This is a genomic window from Halobacillus litoralis (genome assembly GCF_020171725.1).
Lineage (GTDB): Bacteria > Bacillota > Bacilli > Bacillales > Halobacillaceae > Halobacillus > Halobacillus litoralis_F.
On record NZ_JAIVAJ010000001.1, the window covers coordinates 386,026 to 407,929 of the forward strand.

A 21,904-nucleotide genomic window follows, 5' to 3' on the forward strand; every position below is an offset into this window, starting at 1 on the left:
CTTCCCTCCGCCATCATGTGTCACGATTTGAAAACAGAACAAAAGTGGGGAGCTGCCCCACTTTTAGACATAAATCATATAATGAGGCGTGTCAAATCTGTACGTGGATTCATTCAACCGTTCGAAAACGTCCTTCCCGTACTGATTGATCCACGGCAGAATGTTCCACACGCGTTCCTGCAGTCCACCATTCGGGTGCAGCAGCAAATCGACGTGTGTAAACTGTTCCATCTCCTTCTTGTATTGACTTTCCAAGGACTGGTGGAACCGCTTCGTCAGGAAATCGATGTGCTGCTGGATATACGTCAAGTTCTTCTCAGCAAGCTGTTCGACATCAGGGCCGAACTGCTCCGACGTTTCACGGAGTGGCCGGTGAATTCGATCGATCTCAAGCTTCACCTGTTCTCCAAGCTGATCGATCGGAACAGCAGAATGAGAGGACAACCACTTAATCCGTTCTTCTCCCACCCCTCTCTCGACAGCATGCTGTGGCGTAAGCTTGAAGGTATCGAGAATCTGTTCGGTTTTACGATCCATCATCGTAAACGACAAACGCGGAATCACTGGCGGCATTTCAAGCCCTACGGATTCGAAAGCCGGCTTAAGGGCAGACCAGTAATTGATCTCTCCAGGACCGCCGATGAAAGCAAGAACCGGGAATAGGAAGTCCTGCATCAGCGGACGCGTCACAACGTTATTACTCATACATCGCGGCTGGTCCGAAACAACACGCAGCAACTCTTCCTTCGTCAACACGACTTCATCATTCTTGCCTTTGTAGCGTCCCTCTTCATCTCGAACAAGAAGAGTACGTTCTCCCTCATAATCATAGAAAAGGTGAGCATCCTCAAGTTCACTATCCAATAATGTCTCATACCCTCGCTGGCGGTTTTGCTGCAGCATCGCATAGACACCTTGAGCAATGGATTCATTATGCTCAATCATGGCATTAAAGTACGGCTTTTCAAGTTCCCGCACTTCCGGGTCATGAGCATCGAACAAAACGAGTCCCGATTCCGGCAGAAGCTGATACATTAATCTTGCGAAAAAGTCGGTATAGCTTCCTGAGCTTTTCAACTCTTTCAAGCACTGCTTCAACAGATCGTGAGTGAAAGCCGTCTCAGGTTGTTCAGAGAATACTTTCGTCAACCATTTCTCAGCTTGCTCTTGATCCACTTCCATATCTGACACAGACTGTTTTTGATTAAACTGGTGCTGAATGGTGTGCTTCTTCATCCGGTCCTGATCCTTGAGGAAGATATGGTTCACTTCATCAAAGTCATGGTCTTCGCCCGCAATCCAGAAGACCGGGATGACAGACTCACCGATCTGTTCCTCCTGCTGTTTAGCCAGCTGCAGGACGGAAATGGCTTTATGAATCGTATATAAAGGCCCCGTCATCAAGCCTGCCTGCTGCCCGGCTATGACGACAGCACTATTCGGGTCGCGCAGCTCCTTAATCCGGTCAAAGACAACCTGGGGCGCTTCCCATTTCTCGTTCATCTTCACTAATACATCGGCGAGAGCGTCACGCTGATAGGACTGCTTTTGTATTGTTGCATAACGCTCGCGATAGATGGTTGATTCATGAGGATTATATTGGAATTGATCAGAAACTTGATCAAAACGTTGTTGGTAATCAGTAAAAAAACGTTGTTTCGGTTGGATATCAATGGCTTCCATACGCATAAATGAACTTCTCCTTTTTCATAATCACCTTATGTACCCTTCTGTATTGTACAAAAAAGTTGGAGCGAGTTCATCTAATCTGTTTCACTACGCCATCAAACTTCCGATGACACCGAACAGTGACAGTCCCATGTACATGAACATGAACAATAGAAAACTCGCTCTCCAAAAGCCCTTGAACGCACGCCGGAACTGAAGCTCCTCATGCAGTTTGTACTGAATGATCAGCGACAATCCAAGTAAAAGAATCAGTCCGATGACAATATAGGCAAGAAAGCTTTGATTAAACAAAACAAGCAACAGAACATGCACCGCAATCATAAACACCGGAGCAGAAAGATTGGCCGTCTGATGGACGGCCTTTCTCTTATGTCCGTGCCATTTTCTTGATAAAAAGTATAAAACAAATAAGAACGGAATAGGCATCGTGACGATGGCCGCAAAAACGTAAATGATCAAATCACCCACTACACTTCCCTCCTTTCCTTCGCATGAACCGCTTCAATCACAAATTCATGATAGGGTAACGGTTCTTTGCTCTGACGGATGATGTAGCCACAAATGGCATCGATCTCCGTGAGGCGCCCCTCCTTCATGTCTTTGAACATGGAAGACTCGTTTTCTCCCGTAATCCCTGCCACGTGAAGCACGCGCTCCCACTCCTTTTCAAAAGCCAATTCCATCGTCCGGCAAGCCTCCACGCAGAGTCTCCGTCCGATTTTTTGAATATGCGGGTTGTCGACGAGAGCATGGTTTTTCACTTCGAATAGAGCCGTGAGTGGATTAATGACGGTATTGACGATCAGTTTAGACACCATCATCCCTTTATAACTATTCCGGTAATAGACTGGAAAATCCTGCTCATGCAATGAAGATAGGAAGTTCGGACAATCTCCTTCTTCCCCATATCGAGCTGCCTGGATCATTCCCTGCCCCAAATGCTCTACGGCATTGTCACTGACCTTCAAAGCCCCGTGATCGACCACACCTATGTAGTGGAGCTTTTCTTGATAAAGGTATTCCAAATGCCCCATCCCATTTTGTAGAAATAGGACAGGTGCGCCTGTCGTCAACTGCTCTTTCACGACCCTCTCAACTTGATGCTGTTTGACAGCAACGATCACAAGGTCGCATGCGTCCGTTTTCTCTGAGATCAAGTGTGCATGGACGGGAGTCGGTTCCTCGAGTGTCTGGCAGGTAATTCCTGCGGTTTCTAACGCTTCCTTCTGCTCCGTTCTCCTCACATACATATGAACCTCGTGCGACCTGCCTAAATAGGCACCAACAAGTAAGCCGATCGCCCCTCCTCCAATAATTGCAACTTTCATCTATACCCCTCTTTCGTACAACGTCTTTTTACCCATTGTAGCAAAATCACACTTCAAATGGCAGTCCAACTCCACCCTTCCACGAATTGTTCATTTCATTCTGAATATTTTTATATTATAATAAGAGGAGATACAGAAATTTGAAAGGGGAATCTGTCATGATGACCAAATCAAAAGTTCAACCTTTATTAGTCAACTATAAAACCCTTGAAGAGTTTAAACGTTTCAAAGAGTACGGAAACCAAGAATTGGCGATGCTCGAGGATTTAGAAGGAAACATTGTGGAGAATGACAGCGAATCTCCATTTTACGGCGTCTATTATGGAAGCGCTTTAGTTGCGCGAATGAGTCTTTACCGGGTTCAATCCAAATACGATAAATATTTTACTCCTCCACAGGACTACTTGGAATTGTGGAAACTCGAAGTTCTTCCTGACTATCGCGGGCAGGGGTATGGAAAAGACCTTGTCGATTTCGCCAAGAGTTTCGAACTGCCGATCAAGACGAACCCACGTATCAACTCTCACGACTTCTGGGAGAAGATGGATTTCAAAAAAGCCAACTATGACGTAGAGCGTGACCTTGGTGAGAACCCACTCATCTGGCTTCCATCAGGAGTAGAAGAAAGAGACGTCTGAAAACCTTACATCCAATAAATGAGGCCGCTACGATATGTAGTGGCCTTTTTGAATACATAAATAAGATTCCTTGCTGTCACGAGGGGCTTTTCTGTCTTTCCTTTACCCAATGAACGAGACGATCCATTTCGTTCCAAGCGTCCTTCATTTCCTTCAACTGAGTCCTCAGCTGCTTATTATCATGACTCAGCTGTTGAAGCTCTGATTCCAGCTTCTGCCTGCCCTGGTCATCATATTGCTTCACTTTCATTTCTTTAAGTAATGAAATGGCTGCATCGAGTGACATTGGGGGGTCATTCGAGGTGGCGGTCGTAGCAAAAAACGTCCGACTTTGCTTCCGGTTTTGCTTAGCCTCCTGAATTTCGCCCTGGTAATCCTTGCGTACCGTAGCGTTCCACCTGAATCCGCACGCCGCCGGAGTTCTTTTCAGTTGGCTGGCGACTTCCTGAAAGGCCTCCAACTGCGTCTTTCCGTCTTTAATATAGGCAAGGACCGTATTTGCGAGAAGCAGGTCCTCCTCTTCCTTCCAGGCATCTTGTCTAGGGGCATCCATGTCATCCCTCCTCTATCGTTTGCTTATAGTTATGCAATATCGAGGGTTGATAGAATCGTATTCATTAGTTTTTTCTGGATATCAAAAATTTCTGCACCGCTTCTTTATGCTCTTCCGATTCCCAAAGCACAGACGTATGAGCTGTTTCCTCCTCCATTCTCACGGACAACTCATCGAGTCTCAATGAGGAGAGCAGCTGTCGTTTGAACCATTTTGTCTGAGCGGGGGTCTTATTGAGCAGTGGAGTGAGAAGCTGTCCGGACTGCCACTCTTCCTCTGTACACACTTTATGTAACCACCCGAACTCCTTCACTTCATCTGCCGTAAGCATCTCAGACGTCAACAGCCAGTGAGCCGCCATATCACGCTTGATCCTTTCATAGAGCAGTGCTCCTCCACCCCAGCCTGGGGCTATGCCGAGGTTTCCCTGAACGAACCCAAAAGAGGTCCCTTGTCTCGCATAACGGAAATCACAGGCCGTCGCCAGTTCACAACCTCCTCCTCTAGCTTGTCCATTCAATAGAGCAATGGTTGGTATAGGAAGGGTTGCTAGTTTATACAACACATCCTTCATAGGCGATAATAACGCATACGCTTCCTGAGCCTCTAGATCGCCGTGGAACTCCTTCAGATCCCCTCCAGCACAAAATGCTCGGTCACCCGCACCTGTGAGCACAACAAACGTAACCCCTTCTTTTGCACGTATTTCTTCGAGCGCAGATTTAAGCCCGTTTATCATCTCATGATTGATGGCGTTCATCTTATCAGGACGATTCAATGTCATCACAGCATAGCCTTCATCTTTATAATCCAATCGAATTAAACGCACCGTTCCCCACCTCCCCTTTCATCATATCAGAAACCGGGCAAATGACACCGTAAGCAACTCTTCCAATGAGGGAGATTTTTATGTACAAAAAAAGCCCGACGTCAAAACGCCAGGCTTTCTCCCAAATGGTTTACTGTTCAACCACTTGTTTTCCGTTATATTGTCCACAAGATTTGCAAACATGGTGTGGTTTTGAGTACTCACCACAGTTTTCACAGATCACCATTCCTGGTGCGTGAAGCTTTTTGTGAGTACGACGTTGGTTTTTCACCTTTTTAGACGTTTTACGCTTTGGTACTGCCATGTTTTACACCTCCTTTAAGTCTAATCAGAAAACTATTGAAGTCTTCTTATTCGTTCTCTTCTTCATTTAATAATGATTGCAGTTTAGCCATTCGAGGATCCACTTTCTTTTCCTCAGGTTCCTCTGTAACCACCTGCCAGCCTTTCCCTTCCTGGGGGGCTGTTTCATGAGCGTCATTATCATTTGAAAATACACGAGTTGGAATCTCCAACTGTACATTTTCCCTGATATAAGGCGCTAAGTCAAGCACTTCTCCGTTCACAGGATGAACTTCCGAGTCATCTTCCTCCGTATGGTACGGAGACATGTTGAAAACTTCGACAGCATCAATGTGAAATGGATAAGGTACATCGACTAACGTTCTTGCACAAGGTAAAATCATTTCACCTTCTATGGAAAACGTTATCGTTATATCATTTCCTCGTGTGGTCGCTTGACCTTCGACATGAACAGGCTCAATCCTGCGAATGTCATTGTTCATTGTTTCTAATTCGCGAATGTCTACATCATCTTCAAAGACAAGAGGCTCATCGCCAGCTTGCTTTAGTTTCTGTAGAGGAAATTTCATAGTTCTCACCTCATGGCAACAAGAGTTATTGTAAAAGGATTCAGCTGATTTGTCAATATTTTTTCTTTACACCTTTACGAAAAGCTGTATGAATAAAATCCAAATGAGCCATAACCTTAAAGTAACACAAAATCACGGGCTGATGCGAATAATTGCCACATTCATGATAAAATAGACAGCAGAATGATTCAACCTTTGAACGGAGGTTCATATTTAATGCGTGCTTCAGGAGTAATTGTAGAATATAATCCTTTCCATAATGGACACTTGTTTCACCTGACTGAAGCAAGGCGGCAGTCCGGATCTGATTGTATGATCGCCGTCATGAGTGGTTCTTTTCTCCAGAGAGGAGAGCCCGCGATCATGGATAAATGGCACAGGGCAGAGGCTGCGATACAAGGTGGTGCAGATCTCGTGCTGGAACTGCCCTATGTTTATGCCGTAGAGCACAGTGACTACTTTAGTCAGGGGGCGGTAAGAATCCTTTCAGAAATGGGCGTTCAGTCCATTTGCTTCGGCAGTGAACACGGAGAAATCGACGCTTTCATCACGGCCCACGATTTTCTTCAAGAGCATCAATCGATGTACGAGACTCATTTGCGATCCTACTTGAATGAGGGGGTGGCTTTCCCGGAAGCTTCCAGACTCGCCTATGAAAAAGTCAACCTGCCGGAAGACAGCATCGATCTATCTCAACCAAACAATATTTTGGGACTAAGCTACGTTAAACAGATGCTTACTTATGATCGAGGCGTACAGCCGATGACCATCCAACGTACGAACAGCCATTACCACGACGAGACTATCAACGGCTCAATCGCAAGTGCGACAAGTATTCGTAAAGAGATGAAAGAGAGTGGAATGACACAAGGAGTAAAGGACGCCTTACCCGAAGAAACCATCAATCAGCTCATGCTTTACAAAGAAAAAAATGGTTTGTGGCATGAATGGGAGGCTTACTTTGACTTACTCCATTATAAGATTTCGACGATGACTTGTGAGGATCTAAGAGCGATACACGGGGTGGATGAGGGGCTCGAACACAGACTCAAGCGGACGATTAAAAAAGCCAGAACTTTCTCAGAGTTTATGAATGCCCTTAAAACTAAACGCTATACGTGGACAAGGTTACAGCGGACGCTCGTCCACATTTTGATCGGAACAAAAAAGGTTCTGGCGCAGACACTGTTGCACGAAAAGCAGCCCCCCTATGCCAGAGTACTCGGAATGAACGAAACGGGCAGAAGATACTTGAGAGAAAGAAAAAAAGCCATGTCCATTCCCCTCATCACTCAACCGCAACAACTCGACCACCCGATGCTCGAGTTGGAAGAGAGGGCAACCGCCTCCTATTACAGCGTTCTTGAGCCTGATATTCGGATAGAGCGCCTTGAGCGTGAATTCAAAGCACCTGTCATCCTTCCTTGAAGTTAGGTGTGTAACCCACCTGAGAAGACACATACCAAACTAAAAAGCGAGGGCTACAGCGCCCCCGCTTTTTATCATCCTATAGACTTCCAGGCTCTAAATTTTGTAAATAGCTCAAAGCATCGTCAAATGTATCTACCGGAACAATTTCCATCTCTGTCCCGATTTCTTCCGCGGCCTGTTTGGCTACCTGGTAGTTCGAACCTTCACGACCGCCTTCATTCGGTGCAAAAAAGACATCGACTCCGTCATCTGCAGCTGCTACGACTTTTTTATCGATTCCACCAATCCGACCGACTTGACCTTCATAATTGATTTCACCCGTACCAGCAATTTGATACCCTTTGGTAATGTCTTCCTCAAGAAGCTGATCGTAAATCTCCAGGCTGAACATCAGTCCGGCACTCGGCCCACCGATTTCACCACTTTTCACCGTAACTTCGGGATCTACTTCAACCGTACGGTCCGTGACGAGAGAGATTCCTACTCCAACCTTGCTCGGAGTATCTGGGAAAGGCGCTAGCGAGATATCCCGTTCAATTGTTTCGTCACCGCGCAGGATGGTCAGTGTAACAGAGTCTCCTTCTTTCATGCCACTCACATAATCAATCAAGTCGCTCGATTGACGAACTTCACGGCCATCCACCTCTGTAATCTCATCGCCGGACTGCAACACTTCTTCCGCAGGCATTCCTTCCAGCACGTTGACGACATAAACCCCTTCGTACGTGATGTCAATTTGCTTACCTGCCGCTTCGTAAGCGACGACTTTCGAGGCTTCCTGAGATGATTCCATCAGCTGGAGCTGTTGGTGGAAGTACTCCTCCTCACTTACACCTTCCGGTCGAATCTGTTCAATCGGATAGATTTGATGGAAGGGCCTCACACTGGCCAGCAGCCACTGTACAGGGGTTGCCTGTCCTCCCCTTACCGTAACGAGGTGCATCTCCCCTTCACTCGGATACCCATCGGCCACTTCGACGATAGGGTCCAGTTCATCTGCTGAACCTGGTTTATAAATATAATAGGGCATCCTGTAAGATCCGAGGAATGCCACAAACAATATCGTAAGTATTCCTGTTATAAGTACACGTTTATTAGATTTCATGCCTCTGACTCCTTCCCTCCGGCCAACTTCGCTTGAATGTGTTTCACCTGGTCTTCGGCCGCTCTTTCCCCAGCCTCTACAATCTCTTTAATATTCGTAAAGGCTCTGGCGCTGTATTTGGAGACATCCGGTCTGATCATGAAATCGGCATCCGACGATCCCCCCATCGCTGTCACCAACTCATCCTGCATGATGTCGATGCTTTGAATAATGACATCGTAAATCGTGTTAATATTCGGATCCGAATCGAAATGGGCACAATCGACAGCGATGATGATGTCTGCCCCCATCTCTTTTACAACCGAAACAGGCACACGGTCCATCACACCTCCATCTATGTAGAGACGGTCATCGATCCGCTCCGGTACAAATATTCCCGGTATGGCGATACTGGCACGCACTGCATCACTCGCAGGTCCAGATGTGAAGACTTTTTTCTGACCCGCGTACAAGTCGGTTGCAATCACCGACATCGGCAAATCGAAGTCTTCGATATTTTTCCCAAATGTAAATAAACGGATGTATTCCTTAATCCGACGCCCCTGGATAAAACCCATTCTCGGTACGGTAAAATCAAGGTAATACTTCCGTTTGAATGTTAAGGCCAACTTGTAAAGGTCTTCAATTTGCTGCCCCGCAGCATAAAAAGCCCCCACTAGGGCTCCCATACTACTGCCTGCGATCATATCGACTGGAATGCCATGATCCTTGAGGACTTTCAGGACCCCTAAATGGCTGAATCCCCTTGCTCCTCCGGAACCTAGAGCCAGCCCAACTGTCGGACGCTCCATCTGCCATCCCTCCTTCGTCTACTCCATACTATTTTATGGAATAAACCCACCAACTATGAGCGTACATATGAATTAGAAGACAAGCTTATCTACTGAAAGATAATCTCATTTTACTATGGATGATATTAGAAGTACAGAAAACCGAACACCGAGGAGGCGGAAGCTCATTTCTAAGTTAAAGACATTTTTCCTGACGATCCTTACGATATGTATCGCAGCTGCACTCATCATCTACCCGCAGCCTGCACTGTCTGCAAGTCTTCGGGGACTTGATTTGTGGTGGGAGGTCGTGTTCCCTTCTCTCTTGCCTTTTTTCATAACGGCGGAGCTGATGATCGGGTTCGGCGTCGTCCATGGTCTCGGGGCGCTCAGCGAGCGATTGATGAGGCCGTTATTCAACGTCCCTGGCAGCGGGGGCTTCGTCTGGGTGATGGGCATGGCAAGCGGGTACCCCGCCGGAGCGAAATGGACCGCTGATCTTAGGAAGAAAGGACAAGTTACGCGAGCTGAGGCTGAGAGACTCGTCGCCTTCACGAACGCCTCCAGTCCTTTGTTCATCTTTGGAGCGATTGCGGTAGGATTCTTTCATGATGCGGCGTTAGGCCTTCTCATTGCAGTCTGTCACTATGGAGGGAACTTCATTGTAGGCATTGCCATGCGATACTATAAGCGAAGCGACACTTCACTCGAGCGAAACACACCTCCCCTATCTTGGCGACAGGCTTTTCAGACGATGCATACATCCAGACTTCAAGATGGACGATCCGTCGGAAAACTGATGGGAGATGCCGTTACGAAATCGGTCGACACCCTTCTTATGGTGGGCGGCTTTATTATGCTTTTCAGTGTTCTGACTGAGCTTCTGAAGCAGACGGGCATGATTCACATCGTATCTCACGGTATGTCCATGCTCCTTATTCCTGAGACCTTTCACATCCCGATTGTCTCAGGCATGCTTGAAATGACGACAGGCATCGGCTCCATTACCGAAACCAACGAGTCACTTCTGACACAGCTCATGCTCGTCAGCTTCCTTTTAGGCTTTCATGGGTTTTCGATCCAGGCTCAAATTGCAAGTATTCTGGCTGAGACCGATATCCGTTTTAAGCCTTATGCGATTGCAAGAATTGCACACGGTATATTGGCAGCTTTACTGATGATCGGGTTGTTCCATTTATATGAGCGTTTTTCCATTGAATCGATCATTCCGCTCGAGAATTTCCACGAGAGCTATGTCAATGCTGTCTTAACCTTCTGCAAACATAACGGTCCTCCGATCACCATCCTGACACTCGGGATCATGGTCATTGTGAAATGGCACCGAAAACGAGAAAAAGCAAACCACTACGAGCGAATTTCGTAGTGGTTTGCTTTTTAAAATTTCTCCTTGAGAGCCTTTTCGACAGGCGGTGGTACAAGGTCTGAAATGTTGGCACGATATTTTGCCACTTCTTTCACAATGCTTGAGCTGAGGAATGAATACTGATTGTTCGTCATCATAAAGAATGTTTCGATTTCCTCATTCAACTTCCGGTTCATCGATGTGATCTGCATCTCATATTCGAAATCACTGACCGCTCTCAACCCACGGATGATCGCTTTGGCATTCTTCTCTTTCGCGTAATCCACGAGAAGACCATTGCAGGCATCAACCGTTACATTATCAAGGTCCTGGGTAACCTCTTCCAATAGCCTCACTCGCTCGTTCACATCAAATAGTGGAGATTTACTTTGATTGTTGAAGACAGCTACAATCACGTGATCGAATACCTTCGCCCCGCGCTGAATGATATCCAGATGACCATATGTAATCGGATCAAAACTGCCTGGGCAAATCGCTACTGTCATCTTCTTTCCCTCCTTTATTGGAAAATGGATACACCAATATTGCTTCCGTAATAGTCTGTTTTCTGCTTCGTAAGCGGACCTACCGCTTCAGGAATCTCCTCTGACGCATCATGCTCACAAACGATCATCGCTCCTTCAGCCAGTAATTCATGACTTAAAAGCGCTTCCATTAAATCAGCATATGAAAATTTCTTATATGGAGGATCAAGGAATATATAATCAAATTTCAGTCCGCGCTTCCCGGCGGCTTTAAGCGCACGCTTGGCGTCTGTACGGAAAACTTCCGTTCGATCCTTAAGATTCAGGATCTCGATATTCTCATGAATGGTCTGAATCGCTTTATGTTGCTGATCCACGAACACACAGTTCTCCACACCCCTGCTGAGTGCTTCAATCCCGAGTCCTCCGCTTCCAGCAAACAAATCGAGCGCACTTCCCCCTTCAAAAAAAGGACCGATTCCATGAAAAACCGCTTCTTTGACTTTGTCCGTCGTCGGTCTTGTCTGGTGGGTCGGCACAGATTTCAATGGTCTGCCTTTGAATTCTCCAGCAATGACTCTCATCTTCTGTCACCTCTTTCTAACAACATTCCCCATAATCCTACCACAAAATACAGGGCTAGGCGACAATACGATTCTGATGATGAAAAAATCGGTCCGCTTTGAATATTTCACCATGATCCTGCCCATAATACGAATGAAGCGGAAATACTGCTTCTGAAAACGGAGAAGGCTTACATCCCCATAAGCTCTTCCTCCGGTTTCTCCTCTCCCTTTACTTTTTTATACGAATTGACGTATAAAAAAGAAGGGCTGTCTCCAGTAGACAGCCCTATTTTTTTTGTAAAAGGATTCGATCCTCCTGTACATACGTACGAATGCCGAGTAAATCATCTACAAATTCCCGCTTCATATAAAGTTTACCATCTATCTTCTGCAACAGGTCTGCGGCAACGCCGAACGCCTGCTCATTCAAAATAAACGTCGATCTGTCGAGGAAGAATCGATACGATCGTTCCGGCAGTTCCACACGATACAGCTCTTCTTCTTCAAAGACTGTCAACGGATATCCTGCTTCCTTCACGACTGGATCAAGAGGAAGATATTCTTCTGACTGAAAATCTATCATCTGTCCACTAAGTGTCTTTTCTCCAAAGACCAACGGTTCACTGTGAGTGAAATACAGAGGCGTAACCCCTTTTCTGTCAGCATTTACTGAAAAGAAAGTCGTCTCATCTCCGTATAAGTCAGATAGGAGAAAATCTGCGCCATCCAAGAGAGAGGTTTCCCCTTCATATTGGATCAACTCCTGTTTCAGTCGCTGAACCTCCTCCTCTGTGAAAGCCGCACCCATCTGCTTTGCCATCCTTCCTGATTTGGAAGCCTCGAAACTACCGTCATCAAAAAATAAGGACGAAAGGGCGGACACAGCCCACTCTGGAGACGGTTGAGGATAATTCGATTCGACTTGCCGCTCAAATAAAACTTTCTCCAGTTGATCCACTGTCTTGACTGAGAGATAGCTTCCTTCGCTTCCGCTAGAAGGTGCACCGATCTCAACTAACATGTCGGGATAGCGATGGGAGAGTTGCTCGACCCGACGCTTCATGTCAACTGTCCACGACTCATTGCCTGAAAGTGTAATCATCCAATCTTCTGTATCCCATACTTTTTTTGACGGATCCGTGAGAAGGACTAACGGAAAATGAGGACTGGTCGTAGGTTCGAACTGATAATAACGAACATAATCCTTCACAATGTCCGATTGTTTCGTCGTCAAACCAATCCATGTCCGATCCCTTTCATCGTAGTCCCTGAAGGAAAGATCGTACTTCGGATAGATCGGCTGGTCGTCTTTCATGAATTGCAGCGTCCAGCCTGTCCATTTCACTGGAGTTTGCGTGTTCACTTGATATGACAACGTCTGACCACTCTCAGCTGTCCACATGAAGTGATTCGTCTCTGTTTCACTCAAACACTCGTCACTACACGTGATCGACCGTCCGTTTTCCGGCAGTACGACTTGATACGGACCGGCTTCCCACTCTTTGAAATGGTATTGGACAGACAGTGTCCCTTGTTGAAGGGTCACCTCCACCTCGATAGACGCCGGCCGATTCTGATCGGCCATCTGTTGATCAGCGTTATCGTAATTCCCCCACTGATAGAGAAGGAGAAGGACAGACAAAGATGAGAATAAGAATAGAGGAAGTAAGACCTTTTTCATCATTCCTCTCCTCCTTTCTGAAATATATGGTATCGCCCCATCCTTTTGATGAGAGTTCACAATGCACTCTATTCGTGCTAATGTTAAGGTGACTGTCAACGTGGAAAGGAAGAATGTTCATGATTCAAAAATTCATAGAGCTCGGTCAAGGCTATTCGGACCTTTACGAATTGCTGGACCTGGGTGAACGTATGCCCGACCGGATTCAACATGCCGTAGCCTTTTACAGTGAAAAGAACGGTGCTCCGGCCGCTTCCCTGGCCCTTATTATGAAGCCTGGAAAAGAGCAGAAGTTTCAGCCGATTTACATATGCAGAGAAGGGATCCCTAATCCGCATGAAAAACCGAACAAACGCTTCGACCTGTTTCAAGAGATGGTACAAAAAGCAGATAAAGAGATTGCAGAATTCACCATCAAGCCCTCCACCGTTTTCCCGGAGACGGAGTTGTTCTACCAACACCTGATCGGAATCCTGCGAACGAACAAATTCATCGCACCACTCTCTTAATATCGGACAAAATATGCAAATCATTAGTCCTAGATTTACATGTAACGTAATCTAAAAAAGCCGCCTGGCCCAGGCGGCTTTTTTAGATTCCCATCTTATAATCGTACTGCTTCGCTTTATCCGGTTTTGCATTCTCGAAATCTGTCCGTATATCAGGTTTATGAGAAAGAACAACACGGGAAACAAACGGTAGACGGTCTAATTTCTCCATCTTAAATTCAACATCTTCCTGATTAACATATACAATCGCATACTTATGCTTCTTAGACGCATGAATAAGGTGACCGTGCTTCTTGATTTGACGCACGTTCTTCATATGTTGAAAGTAGACGATAATCCCTTGACGTTTTGTTCTCAGCATAAAGACTCCCTACTTTTCGAATAAAATTTTGTTCTTAATATTATGTATAGCTTACCAAATGTAATCGGAATCAGCAATACTCGGGTAAAGGAGAGAGTATGATGAAGACAGATCATGAGACGGCTTTTGAAACCTTCGATACAGAACTGCACCAATCAACCCTTCTGCAGCAATACCAGTTGAAAAAGGTGGCGGGACTTCCATTCGTTTACTTGTGGCCATCCCCATCTGTAGACCGACGCATGTTAGAAGACATGTTGAAGTTGTGTGCAGCGAAGGCGATGAAAGGAAAACGCCTGACCCTTGAGATGAGTTACGTCCGCAAGAGTCAGGCGTTCTATGTTTATCGTGTACGGTTTTTAGTTCCGCAAAGAAAAATGTTCTGCTGCGGCAACTTATGTGACGACTGTATTCGTTTTACGTCTTAGGAAGCACAACCACAGCTTCCGCCGCTTCCACAACCACCGCTACAACCTGTATCCGTTAAGGCCATTCCGTTTTTCGGAACCTTGATTTGTTCACTGACGCTGAAGGCAACCGTTTCACTGATTTCATCGAGAAGCTTCTGGACTTGGCGCTCCGCTTTCTTAAACGTAGCCACCTTCTCGTGCATGTCCATTTCCCGTTTAACCGAACGGACCTTTTTCATAATACTGTTATAGTCCGGGTGGTAACGACCGAAACGCTGAACATCTTCATAGTGTTCCTTCATATCACTAAACTGACGGATGAGCCGCTGGGCTTCTTTATCATTTTCAAGCGCTAGTTTCGCTTGTTGGTACTCGTGCATAGTATCTGAATTCATGACCATTTCTCCAATGACTTCAGAGCGGTCAAGCAGATCGACAATCTCCATAGTAGCTAACATCTCGTTGTCCACCTCCTCTTCCATCTTATCAAATGAAACAGCAGATTGAAAAGCTGTGGCTTCAATCTGCTGTCCCATTTTTTAGTAATAAGGGTATTCTACCTGTGGCTTCGGTCTATCTTTCTTCACATCTGAGATGATCTGTTGAAACTGACCGATCGCTCCCCCCAGCTCATCCATCTGGCGGGACACTTCCTCCCAGTTGATATCCTCAACGAGCACACCTAACTGTTTAATCCACTCCATCTTATTCGCCTGCTCTTCTTCCTTGGCAGGAGGGAGAGAACTCCAGAATGAGTCTTCTTCTCCTAGAATCATCCACTTTTCGTAATAACTTTGAATCAGCTTATGGTTTTTTCGGAGCTGATTCTTCACCCTTGGATGATCGTGGACGAATTGTTTGAAGCGTTGAACACTTGGGTGCAAATCCTGCTTACTCATTGTTTCACACCTCACTTTTCATATACATGATAGCCTATGCACTTCATTCCTCAACCGTTAAAAAATTTTGAGTGTAGTACCGTTGATGGACGCCGATGCCTATGTGAGTGTAATCAGGGTGAAGCAGTGCCTTCCTGTGCCCTTCACTATTCAACCATCCGAAGACCGCTGCTGTTGCGTCAATGTATTGAGCGGCAATATTTTCCCCCGCTTGACGATATGGAATGCCTTCAAGACGCTCCTTGACGCCGTTCCCGTCAGGAGAGTAGTGGGAAAAGTAATTATTCTCATTCATATCCCGACTGTGAAGGAAGGCGACTCTGGAAGCCTCATCATGCAACCTCAGTCCCTTCACCCCATGCACAGTCCTTAACTGATTGGTCAAGGAAAGGATCTGCTTCTCCATTCCTCCTTCAACCACCTGCCATCCTTGTCTGCTTAGAGGGTTCGGGGTTGGGAGACTTCCTCTGTACACTACCTTGTAAGGCTGCATGGCAAGAAGAATATCGTTTCGGATCAGACGAACCCCGGCCAATTTTTTGGTGAAAGTATCAAAGTATAACTGCATCGACCACTCCCCATCAACCTGAACGAGAGGGCGTTCTAACAGATCCTGTTCCGTCAGCTCAAAGCGGTAGCTTCCTTCACGATCTACCGGATACGTATCCTTCCATTCCACTCTAGAAGCAATGGTTGAGTAATTCTCCCCGATTGTCATCCCCTCAACCGTCAAACCTTCTTCAAGAAAAACGGCTGTCACGACCCGACCCTCTTTCATACCAACTTGTTTAAACGAAGAGGCGGGCTGGTCATACACCCACCACTCGTAACCATATTCACTTTGAGCTTTATAGGAAGGAGGACCTAGCAAATGACCAATGTCGTCCTCAGAACGTTCTCTGTACGTATCCAGCTTTTCCTGAACGGGAGGAACTTCTTCTTTCAACGTAGCCAGAGTTTCTTCCGCTTCCTGTTCTACAGGTAAGCTTGTTCGCTCTGTCGACGGCATCTCCACTTCAGTCCACAAAATGTATACCGCACCTGCTGCAATGAATAAAATCGCCAACCACTTCAAGACGTCCCCTCCCAAATCTTTCTTTATAATAAGTATAAGATAGAAATTCCCACCTATGAACGTTTTGTGATCGAAATGTTTGTGACAGATAAAAAAAGACCCGCCGAAGCGAGCCTTTTCTTATACTAATGAAGTTCCGGACGCTCTGAAATTTCGTGAAGGGCCTGCCCGGCTGACTGGTCAGACTTTTGATCAAGCGAAAGGTCACCAAGTGAAATGATGCCCATGATTTGACCGTTTTCAACGACAGGGAGACGACGGATTTGTTTTTCCGCCATGATCTGGCTCGCTTCCTCCAGTGACGTATTCGGAGAACAGCAGACTGGTCCATTACTCATTACATCTTGAACAGCAGATGACTCTGGGCGGTTCGCCGCATACCCTCTTAGTACTAAGTCACGGTCTGTTACCATCCCAAGTACGTTCCCTTGCGTATCAAGAACTGGAAGTGCCCCGATGTTTTTATCTTTCATCATTGAAGCCGCTTCGCTCAAACGAGAATCAGAATTACAGCATGATACATTCTTTGTCATGATTTCTCCAACAGTTTTCATGATGTTTCCTCCTTCAGTATAAGATCAGTCCTTATTGTCCCCGTTTTAATGAATTTATTACATGCAAGCGTCGTCTATTTGTAGTATAATGTAGTAGCAAAAGTGGATAGTATAGAGAAAAGCCCGAATTGCAGCTAAATCGTTTTCATACTAAGATGAATGAAGTACATAATTACAGGTGAGGTGGATGTAATGAGATTAGAAGACACTGGTTTAGACGGATTGGTCGTTGATTTCAGGCCATTGACAGAACTCTTGGAAAGCAACGGGTTCATCCTTGGCGGCTCGTGGGATTATGAACGCGTTACTTACGATTACAAAATGGAAGCCCCTGAGAAAAACATCACGTATTATGTTCGTATTCAAGGCTTTGCTATTGAAGGGGACGTTGATAAAGGGGATGCTGTCATCACGTTGATGACACCACTTCTAGGACGCCACTATTATCCACACGGCGTAGAATACGGTGAGCAGGAAGGCTTCTCTAGCGGTACGATTGAAAGAGCAAGACAACTGATCCAAAAAGTCGTTGAACCTGCTGAGAAATACCATAACCAAGTACCCGAACATGTTGTGTTGGACAAGCTCAAGAAATGGGCTAAAGAAAACAACAACCAGGAAATTCTCGATAAGATGGAAGAACTATCGAATAAACCAGGAAACCGTTCATAGGTTGGTTCGGCACGATCAACTGGAGTCGCACACCATGCTTACTGGTGGCGGCTCTTTTTAACAACGTAAACTTCGCTCACCATTGAGCACTCTTCAGGGAAAGGAGCTACATATAGAAATTGTTCCGACTTCTAAGTAAAAAACAATGGATACTCATTTTAATCGCCTTATTACTAGCTGTTGCCGGGTATTTCATTCTACCGGTATCAGTACCCATTCTGTTAGCTCTGGTCACTGCACTGTTTCTTAACCCTACAGTAAGGTGGTTTCAATTCAGGTTCCGTATGAACCGGAAGTTGTCCGTTTCCATCGTGTTTATCATCTTCCTTGTCTTTCTAGGGTTGCTGGGTACATACGCCGTTACAAGCGCCGTATCGCAAGTGGCACAACTGATTGACAATGCAGATCAATATATTAATCAAATCAATAACGTTTTATTAGGGTGGCAGAGCAATATGACCTCTTACACTCAAAACATGCCGAAAGAAGTGATTGATAATATTTCTGACGGCATTAACACGAGTATTAACCAGTTTGGCAGAACGGTGACCGAGAAGCTCCAGCTTGAGAATGTGGCGATTCTTGCCGCTAAAATTCCAGCTTTGCTCGTCAGCCTGCTTGTCTACCTGATTGCCCTGTTTCTTTTCATGCTCGAACTGCCTCGACTGAAGGATAAGATGCACGATCATTTCACAGAAGCGACTTCAGAAAAAGTCAAATTCATGAATGCCCGTTTAAGCTATGTTGTATTCGGCTTTTTAAAAGCACAGTTTCTGGTGAGTATCGTCATTTTCGTCGTCAGCTTAATCGGGCTCTATTTCATTGCACCCGAGGTAGCGCTCGTGATGTCGATCATCATCTGGCTGATTGACTTTATCCCTATTATTGGTTCTATCGTCATATTAGGCCCTTGGTCCATTTACATGCTGCTAGCCGGTGACCTAGCAATGGGAACCCAGCTAGGGATTCTTGCCATTGTTTTGTTAGCCATCAGACGAACTGTTGAACCAAAGGTGATGGGTCACCACATCGGACTCTCTCCTCTGGCAACACTGATCGCCATGTATTTGGGCTTACAATTGATTGGGATTGCCGGATTTATATTAGGCCCCCTTCTGGTGATCGCCTTCAACTCGGCCAAAGAAGCTGGCATTATTCGCTGGAACTACAAGATATAAATATAAAAAGACAGCCGTTTCCGGCTGTCTTTTTTAATCAGTATGTGATAAACCTCACTCATACTACGCGGACCTTACAAACCTTTTTTGAATGAGTCTTCCTCCATTTTCTGAGCACTCTTGTCTTTTTTAAAAAGAAAGATTTCGCGATGGCGACCCGTATGTGTGAACCCATTGTTGATTAAAACTTTCTGGGAAGGAATGTTCGATTTGTCACACTGTGCTTCAATCGACTTGACGTCACGTTGTTGAAAGGCCCATTTACATAATCCCGCAACAGCTTCGGTTGCATACCCAACGTTCCGCTCTGAGGCAACGACATGGTACCCGATCTCGATTGTCCCCTCTTCATCAGGCTTCCCTTTGAATCCGATATCACCAATGACGGATTCCCCGTCAAGGTCAATCATCACCCAAGGGCCAAAACCTAATTGTTTTTCATCATGTTCCAGTTTTTCAGCATAGATCGGAAGAAGTGCTTTCAGTCCGTCATGTGGCCAGTTCTTATTCCAAGGCAGCTGATACTTATAATAAAATGCCAAGGAATTTTTCATTAATGTCTGGGCCAAATCCACTGTAACTGGAATAAGTTGCAGACGGCCTGTTTTGATTTCCATTCTTGACCCCTCCTATTGTTTAATTTGATCACCGAACACCGTCACGATATGTGACATGTCCAAGCCTACCTTTTCCTAAACCTATATTCCTGCACAAGTTTGGAAGCTTGATGAATAACCCGAATTGCTAAACCCCCAAATTTAAGAGGAAATACGTCAATCTCTATGTAAATATCCCATTAAACCTGTTTGTGCAGCCTAGCCTCTAAGTTGGTGATGTATTCATATTTGCCTATATACCTGTTATTCAGACACCTTAAACAATCTTTCCACAAATAATACCAGAAAGAGCCATAAAGGCCCTCTCATAACAACTTAAAAGGAAACATCCACCCCTCCTGACCACACGTTTGAGTGCATCGTTTGTAAGAGGACTAAACTCCCTCTTAATTGTAAAAAAACAACGAAAGCAAGATATGCTTTCGTTGTTCTATCATGTCCCTAATATAGCCTTGATCATACTGGTTGTGGTTCCACCATCGTAGATGATGTATAAGAGTAGATAAACAGCTACTCCAGTCACAGCGGTGAAAAACCAGATTATACTTGTAACCGGACCAATTTTACGGTGCTTCGCAATTCTTCGCTTAAAGCCGAACGTGAGCGTCACAATACCGAAAACAGCCCCTACTGTAGCTAAAATGATATGAAAAATCAAAAAGATTGTGTAATAAATCTTAATATCATCCGGTCCTCCGAAACTCGTATTCCCTACAAAGATCGTCCGACTCATATAGATGATGAAAAAGATGAGCGCACTGACCGCCGCAGCGATCATTACGCTTTTATGGGCTTTTCTCTTGTTCCTGGCAATCAACACCCATCCGATGGCGACCAGGATGGCACTAAGCACGATGAATATCGTACTTAATGTTGGCAACAATGGCATACGTACACCTCTTTCAAACAATCTTCAACGTTTATGATTCTGTTTGTACTTGACTCGGCAATGGATCTACGGTGTCTCCTTCTCTCTTAAACCAACGGAAGAACACGTACGCAATCACGGCCCCGAAGATAATTTCCTGCGTTACTTTCATAATGATTCCACCGAGCTGCTGATCCTCGATTAACGGAATCGGGGTAAAGTAAGCTGGTCCACTTAAAGTGGCTGATAAATCAGACAGCACACCCGCAGGTACGCATAAGCTCAATGCCTGTACCCAGGCCCCTGCTTCTGAATACGTCTCGTACAGAGGCGATCCAGCGAAGATGATCAATCCACAAGCCGGTGTAATTAAGACACCGTTTGCAAAAATGAATCCGATTTTCATAATCGGTGAGATTCTGTCCAACTTTTCCAGTGGAGGGAAGACAGATAACCACATGGCAAATGCCAATACTAAAATAACGGTGGTTATGATCGAGTGTGCCCATTCGTCCGATTTAGCAAAATCAAAGATAACCGGCATATGATACAGTGAAAATAGACCGTTGAATAGAATGAGGGAAAGAAGCGGTTTTGAAATGAAGCGTAACACTGAACCGAGTCCTTTTATTAAAAACAGTCGTTCCCAAATCCATGCTGGCAGTCCTTTGATGATTAAAATCGGAAACAGTAAGTAATACAAAGCCATCTGTCCCATATGAGCCGTAAACATGATATGGGCCAGCAGATCCATCGGGGATCCCTTTATGATATAAAGTAGAACTAAAGCCGAATAAAAGAACACGTGCTGTTTCTTACTCGGAGGTTCTTCCCCTGCAGGCTTCTTGATATGCGTAATATAAAAATACAGTCCGGCTAGCAGAACAATGAAAATCGCAAAATAGGGACTCCACATTGCACGGAACCCGAATATCTGCAACTCTAACCACATGTTATTCACCTCAAATTTTAAAGCTGACTCTTCTCTATTCTACCTTGTTTCGGATTGAAAAACGAGGTCTTCAGCACGAATGTTCAAAAATCGTTCATAACTAGCAACGGTTCGATCATCCCATTCAGCATTTAATTGTTTTCTCTAAAAAAAGACCGGGGTCGCCGGTCTTTTTCTAGTTACCACCAAATTAAAGTAGTGAACGTAATAATCGTCAATAAGGCAACCGCTGCGCCCCCATACATCATCAGGGCAGGCAGATCGTGACCTTTGTTCTTCATGTGCATGAAGTAGTAAAGCTGGAATGCAACCTGCACAATGGCAAGCATCAGTAACGTCGGAATAATAAAGAACGTGTTAACCTCGAACATTACCATTCCGAATGCTACAAATGTGAAGATGATCATCATGACAAAACTGATCACTTGGTGCTTCATTTCTTCACGGTGTTGTTTCCTCTCATACTCTTGTTGATGAACAGGTTTGGTGTTTGCCATTT

The 21,904-nt window shown here is 45.3% G+C and carries 28 protein-coding genes; 7 read left to right on the top strand and 21 right to left on the bottom strand.

Annotated elements, in window-relative coordinates; translation table 11 throughout:
- Positions 1 to 63 precede the first annotated feature (63 nt).
- The 3 genes from bshC to LCM20_RS02090 all read right to left on the bottom strand — a co-directional run bounded on the left by bshC (position 64) and on the right by LCM20_RS02090 (position 3,017).
- Entirely contained in the window at positions 64 to 1,683 is a 1,620-nt protein-coding gene (gene bshC, locus LCM20_RS02080; protein WP_225193766.1) for a bacillithiol biosynthesis cysteine-adding enzyme BshC, read from the bottom strand.
- Between the two features lie 93 nt (positions 1,684 to 1,776).
- On the bottom strand, positions 1,777 to 2,157 hold the full coding sequence (locus tag LCM20_RS02085) for a DUF3397 domain-containing protein (protein ID WP_225193767.1): 381 nt from the start codon (positions 2,155 to 2,157) through the stop codon (positions 1,777 to 1,779).
- On the bottom strand, positions 2,157 to 3,017 hold the full coding sequence (locus LCM20_RS02090) for a 2-dehydropantoate 2-reductase (RefSeq protein WP_225193768.1): 861 nt from the start codon (positions 3,015 to 3,017) through the stop codon (positions 2,157 to 2,159). Before LCM20_RS02090 ends, LCM20_RS02085 begins: the two co-directional genes overlap by 1 nt.
- 158 nt (positions 3,018 to 3,175) lie before the next feature.
- Between LCM20_RS02090 and LCM20_RS02095 the strand changes: the two genes are divergently transcribed.
- Positions 3,176 to 3,655: an N-acetyltransferase gene (locus LCM20_RS02095; protein ID WP_225193769.1), complete on the top strand. Its 480-nt coding sequence runs from the start codon at positions 3,176 to 3,178 to the stop codon at positions 3,653 to 3,655.
- Positions 3,656 to 3,731: 76 nt separating this feature from the next.
- Here the strand turns inward: LCM20_RS02095 and LCM20_RS02100 are convergent, their stop codons facing one another.
- From LCM20_RS02100 to LCM20_RS02115, 4 genes are all read right to left on the bottom strand, one after another.
- Complete coding sequence (locus LCM20_RS02100; RefSeq protein ID WP_225193770.1) at positions 3,732 to 4,208, bottom strand: RsfA family transcriptional regulator; 477 nt, start codon at positions 4,206 to 4,208, stop codon at positions 3,732 to 3,734.
- A gap of 64 nt (positions 4,209 to 4,272) precedes the next feature.
- Positions 4,273 to 5,037 carry an enoyl-CoA hydratase/isomerase family protein gene (locus LCM20_RS02105; RefSeq protein WP_225193771.1) on the bottom strand — a complete coding sequence of 255 codons (765 nt, stop codon included), beginning with the start codon at positions 5,035 to 5,037 and terminating at the stop codon, positions 4,273 to 4,275.
- 130 nt (positions 5,038 to 5,167) lie between these two features.
- A complete protein-coding gene (rpmF, locus tag LCM20_RS02110) occupies positions 5,168 to 5,341 on the bottom strand; it encodes a 50S ribosomal protein L32 (protein WP_079480388.1) in 174 nt (57 codons plus the stop codon).
- A 46-nt stretch (positions 5,342 to 5,387) separates the two neighbouring features.
- Entirely contained in the window at positions 5,388 to 5,909 is a 522-nt protein-coding gene (locus LCM20_RS02115; RefSeq protein ID WP_225193772.1) for a YceD family protein, read from the bottom strand.
- Between the two features lie 216 nt (positions 5,910 to 6,125).
- On the opposite strand from LCM20_RS02115, the gene LCM20_RS02120 reads away from it, so the two are divergent.
- Positions 6,126 to 7,337: a nucleotidyltransferase gene (locus tag LCM20_RS02120; RefSeq protein ID WP_225193773.1), complete on the top strand. Its 1,212-nt coding sequence runs from the start codon at positions 6,126 to 6,128 to the stop codon at positions 7,335 to 7,337.
- A gap of 79 nt (positions 7,338 to 7,416) precedes the next feature.
- Here LCM20_RS02120 and LCM20_RS02125 read toward each other — a convergent pair whose 3' ends face one another.
- Both LCM20_RS02125 and LCM20_RS02130 read right to left on the bottom strand, forming a co-directional pair.
- Positions 7,417 to 8,445 (bottom strand): SepM family pheromone-processing serine protease, encoded by a 1,029-nt coding sequence (locus tag LCM20_RS02125; protein WP_225193774.1) that lies wholly within the window; start codon positions 8,443 to 8,445, stop codon positions 7,417 to 7,419.
- The gene (locus LCM20_RS02130) at positions 8,442 to 9,236 is read right to left on the bottom strand and encodes a patatin-like phospholipase family protein (protein ID WP_225193775.1); all 795 of its coding nucleotides are present in this window, start codon (positions 9,234 to 9,236) and stop codon (positions 8,442 to 8,444) included. The genes LCM20_RS02125 and LCM20_RS02130 overlap by 4 nt, the downstream gene beginning before the upstream one ends.
- Positions 9,237 to 9,351: 115 nt before the next feature.
- Between LCM20_RS02130 and ylbJ the strand changes: the two genes are divergently transcribed.
- Complete coding sequence (ylbJ, locus tag LCM20_RS02135) at positions 9,352 to 10,599, top strand: sporulation integral membrane protein YlbJ (RefSeq protein ID WP_225193776.1); 1,248 nt, start codon at positions 9,352 to 9,354, stop codon at positions 10,597 to 10,599.
- 11 nt (positions 10,600 to 10,610) lie between these two features.
- On the opposite strand, the gene coaD is transcribed toward ylbJ, so the two are convergent.
- From coaD to LCM20_RS02150, 3 genes are all read right to left on the bottom strand, one after another.
- Entirely contained in the window at positions 10,611 to 11,084 is a 474-nt protein-coding gene (coaD, locus tag LCM20_RS02140; protein ID WP_225193777.1) for a pantetheine-phosphate adenylyltransferase, read from the bottom strand.
- Between the two features lie 14 nt (positions 11,085 to 11,098).
- The gene (rsmD, locus tag LCM20_RS02145) at positions 11,099 to 11,647 is read right to left on the bottom strand and encodes a 16S rRNA (guanine(966)-N(2))-methyltransferase RsmD (protein ID WP_225193778.1); all 549 of its coding nucleotides are present in this window, start codon (positions 11,645 to 11,647) and stop codon (positions 11,099 to 11,101) included.
- A gap of 268 nt (positions 11,648 to 11,915) precedes the next feature.
- Positions 11,916 to 13,310, bottom strand: coding sequence for a hypothetical protein (locus LCM20_RS02150; RefSeq protein ID WP_225193779.1), 1,395 nt, complete (start codon positions 13,308 to 13,310; stop codon positions 11,916 to 11,918).
- Positions 13,311 to 13,429: 119 nt separating this feature from the next.
- Between LCM20_RS02150 and LCM20_RS02155 the strand changes: the two genes are divergently transcribed.
- Positions 13,430 to 13,819, top strand: coding sequence for a methylthioribose kinase (locus tag LCM20_RS02155; protein ID WP_225193780.1), 390 nt, complete (start codon positions 13,430 to 13,432; stop codon positions 13,817 to 13,819).
- 82 nt (positions 13,820 to 13,901) lie between these two features.
- Here the strand turns inward: LCM20_RS02155 and LCM20_RS02160 are convergent, their stop codons facing one another.
- Entirely contained in the window at positions 13,902 to 14,180 is a 279-nt protein-coding gene (locus LCM20_RS02160) for a YlbG family protein (protein WP_225193781.1), read from the bottom strand.
- A gap of 101 nt (positions 14,181 to 14,281) precedes the next feature.
- On the opposite strand from LCM20_RS02160, the gene LCM20_RS02165 reads away from it, so the two are divergent.
- Positions 14,282 to 14,608 (top strand): hypothetical protein, encoded by a 327-nt coding sequence (locus LCM20_RS02165; protein ID WP_225193782.1) that lies wholly within the window; start codon positions 14,282 to 14,284, stop codon positions 14,606 to 14,608.
- Here the strand turns inward: LCM20_RS02165 and LCM20_RS02170 are convergent.
- From LCM20_RS02170 to LCM20_RS02185, 4 genes are all read right to left on the bottom strand, one after another.
- Positions 14,605 to 15,048: a YlbF family regulator gene (locus LCM20_RS02170; RefSeq protein WP_225194183.1), complete on the bottom strand. Its 444-nt coding sequence runs from the start codon at positions 15,046 to 15,048 to the stop codon at positions 14,605 to 14,607. The genes LCM20_RS02165 and LCM20_RS02170 overlap by 4 nt on opposite strands.
- 81 nt (positions 15,049 to 15,129) lie before the next feature.
- Positions 15,130 to 15,489, bottom strand: a complete 360-nt coding sequence (ylbD, locus tag LCM20_RS02175; RefSeq protein WP_225193783.1) for a YlbD family protein — start codon at positions 15,487 to 15,489, stop codon at positions 15,130 to 15,132.
- A 43-nt stretch (positions 15,490 to 15,532) separates the two neighbouring features.
- The gene (locus LCM20_RS02180; protein WP_225193784.1) at positions 15,533 to 16,564 is read right to left on the bottom strand and encodes a CAP domain-containing protein; all 1,032 of its coding nucleotides are present in this window, start codon (positions 16,562 to 16,564) and stop codon (positions 15,533 to 15,535) included.
- Positions 16,565 to 16,689: 125 nt separating this feature from the next.
- Complete coding sequence (locus LCM20_RS02185; protein ID WP_225193785.1) at positions 16,690 to 17,118, bottom strand: CBS domain-containing protein; 429 nt, start codon at positions 17,116 to 17,118, stop codon at positions 16,690 to 16,692.
- A gap of 192 nt (positions 17,119 to 17,310) precedes the next feature.
- On the opposite strand from LCM20_RS02185, the gene LCM20_RS02190 reads away from it, so the two are divergent.
- Positions 17,311 to 17,790 (top strand): YugN family protein, encoded by a 480-nt coding sequence (locus LCM20_RS02190; protein WP_318247288.1) that lies wholly within the window; start codon positions 17,311 to 17,313, stop codon positions 17,788 to 17,790.
- A 119-nt stretch (positions 17,791 to 17,909) separates the two neighbouring features.
- The gene (ytvI, locus tag LCM20_RS02195) at positions 17,910 to 18,968 is read left to right on the top strand and encodes a sporulation integral membrane protein YtvI (RefSeq protein ID WP_225193786.1); all 1,059 of its coding nucleotides are present in this window, start codon (positions 17,910 to 17,912) and stop codon (positions 18,966 to 18,968) included.
- A 74-nt stretch (positions 18,969 to 19,042) separates the two neighbouring features.
- Here ytvI and LCM20_RS02200 read toward each other — a convergent pair whose 3' ends face one another.
- From LCM20_RS02200 to ctaF, 4 genes are all read right to left on the bottom strand, one after another.
- Positions 19,043 to 19,585 carry a GNAT family N-acetyltransferase gene (locus tag LCM20_RS02200; protein ID WP_225193787.1) on the bottom strand — a complete coding sequence of 181 codons (543 nt, stop codon included), beginning with the start codon at positions 19,583 to 19,585 and terminating at the stop codon, positions 19,043 to 19,045.
- Positions 19,586 to 20,018: 433 nt separating this feature from the next.
- Complete coding sequence (locus tag LCM20_RS02205) at positions 20,019 to 20,474, bottom strand: DUF420 domain-containing protein (RefSeq protein ID WP_225193788.1); 456 nt, start codon at positions 20,472 to 20,474, stop codon at positions 20,019 to 20,021.
- Between the two features lie 31 nt (positions 20,475 to 20,505).
- Positions 20,506 to 21,405: a cytochrome c oxidase assembly factor CtaG gene (gene ctaG / locus LCM20_RS02210; RefSeq protein ID WP_225193789.1), complete on the bottom strand. Its 900-nt coding sequence runs from the start codon at positions 21,403 to 21,405 to the stop codon at positions 20,506 to 20,508.
- Positions 21,406 to 21,584: 179 nt separating this feature from the next.
- Positions 21,585 to 21,902, bottom strand: coding sequence for a cytochrome c oxidase subunit IVB (gene ctaF, locus LCM20_RS02215; protein ID WP_225193790.1), 318 nt, complete (start codon positions 21,900 to 21,902; stop codon positions 21,585 to 21,587).
- Between the last annotated feature and the right edge of the window lie 2 nt (positions 21,903 to 21,904).

Coding starts and splice junctions, on each gene's coding strand:
- LCM20_RS02155 (WP_225193780.1), top strand. CDS start 13,430: ATGATTCAAAAATTCATAGAGCTCGGTCAAGGCTATTCGGACCTTTAC.
- LCM20_RS02190 (WP_318247288.1), top strand. CDS start 17,311: ATGAGATTAGAAGACACTGGTTTAGACGGATTGGTCGTTGATTTCAGG.
- LCM20_RS02095 (WP_225193769.1), top strand. CDS start 3,176: ATGATGACCAAATCAAAAGTTCAACCTTTATTAGTCAACTATAAAACC.
- bshC (WP_225193766.1), bottom strand. CDS start 1,683: ATGGAAGCCATTGATATCCAACCGAAACAACGTTTTTTTACTGATTAC.
- ylbD (WP_225193783.1), bottom strand. CDS start 15,489: ATGAGTAAGCAGGATTTGCACCCAAGTGTTCAACGCTTCAAACAATTC.
- LCM20_RS02120 (WP_225193773.1), top strand. CDS start 6,126: ATGCGTGCTTCAGGAGTAATTGTAGAATATAATCCTTTCCATAATGGA.
- LCM20_RS02205 (WP_225193788.1), bottom strand. CDS start 20,474: ATGCCATTGTTGCCAACATTAAGTACGATATTCATCGTGCTTAGTGCC.
- coaD (WP_225193777.1), bottom strand. CDS start 11,084: ATGACAGTAGCGATTTGCCCAGGCAGTTTTGATCCGATTACATATGGT.
- LCM20_RS02160 (WP_225193781.1), bottom strand. CDS start 14,180: ATGCTGAGAACAAAACGTCAAGGGATTATCGTCTACTTTCAACATATG.
- LCM20_RS02185 (WP_225193785.1), bottom strand. CDS start 17,118: ATGAAAACTGTTGGAGAAATCATGACAAAGAATGTATCATGCTGTAAT.
- LCM20_RS02100 (WP_225193770.1), bottom strand. CDS start 4,208: ATGGATGCCCCTAGACAAGATGCCTGGAAGGAAGAGGAGGACCTGCTT.
- ylbJ (WP_225193776.1), top strand. CDS start 9,352: ATGGATGATATTAGAAGTACAGAAAACCGAACACCGAGGAGGCGGAAG.
- LCM20_RS02130 (WP_225193775.1), bottom strand. CDS start 9,236: ATGGAGCGTCCGACAGTTGGGCTGGCTCTAGGTTCCGGAGGAGCAAGG.
- LCM20_RS02165 (WP_225193782.1), top strand. CDS start 14,282: ATGAAGACAGATCATGAGACGGCTTTTGAAACCTTCGATACAGAACTG.
- ctaG (WP_225193789.1), bottom strand. CDS start 21,405: ATGTGGTTAGAGTTGCAGATATTCGGGTTCCGTGCAATGTGGAGTCCC.
- LCM20_RS02125 (WP_225193774.1), bottom strand. CDS start 8,445: ATGAAATCTAATAAACGTGTACTTATAACAGGAATACTTACGATATTG.
- LCM20_RS02150 (WP_225193779.1), bottom strand. CDS start 13,310: ATGAAAAAGGTCTTACTTCCTCTATTCTTATTCTCATCTTTGTCTGTC.
- LCM20_RS02200 (WP_225193787.1), bottom strand. CDS start 19,585: ATGGAAATCAAAACAGGCCGTCTGCAACTTATTCCAGTTACAGTGGAT.
- rsmD (WP_225193778.1), bottom strand. CDS start 11,647: ATGAGAGTCATTGCTGGAGAATTCAAAGGCAGACCATTGAAATCTGTG.
- LCM20_RS02115 (WP_225193772.1), bottom strand. CDS start 5,909: ATGAAATTTCCTCTACAGAAACTAAAGCAAGCTGGCGATGAGCCTCTT.
- LCM20_RS02170 (WP_225194183.1), bottom strand. CDS start 15,048: ATGTTAGCTACTATGGAGATTGTCGATCTGCTTGACCGCTCTGAAGTC.
- ctaF (WP_225193790.1), bottom strand. CDS start 21,902: ATGGCAAACACCAAACCTGTTCATCAACAAGAGTATGAGAGGAAACAA.
- rpmF (WP_079480388.1), bottom strand. CDS start 5,341: ATGGCAGTACCAAAGCGTAAAACGTCTAAAAAGGTGAAAAACCAACGT.
- LCM20_RS02090 (WP_225193768.1), bottom strand. CDS start 3,017: ATGAAAGTTGCAATTATTGGAGGAGGGGCGATCGGCTTACTTGTTGGT.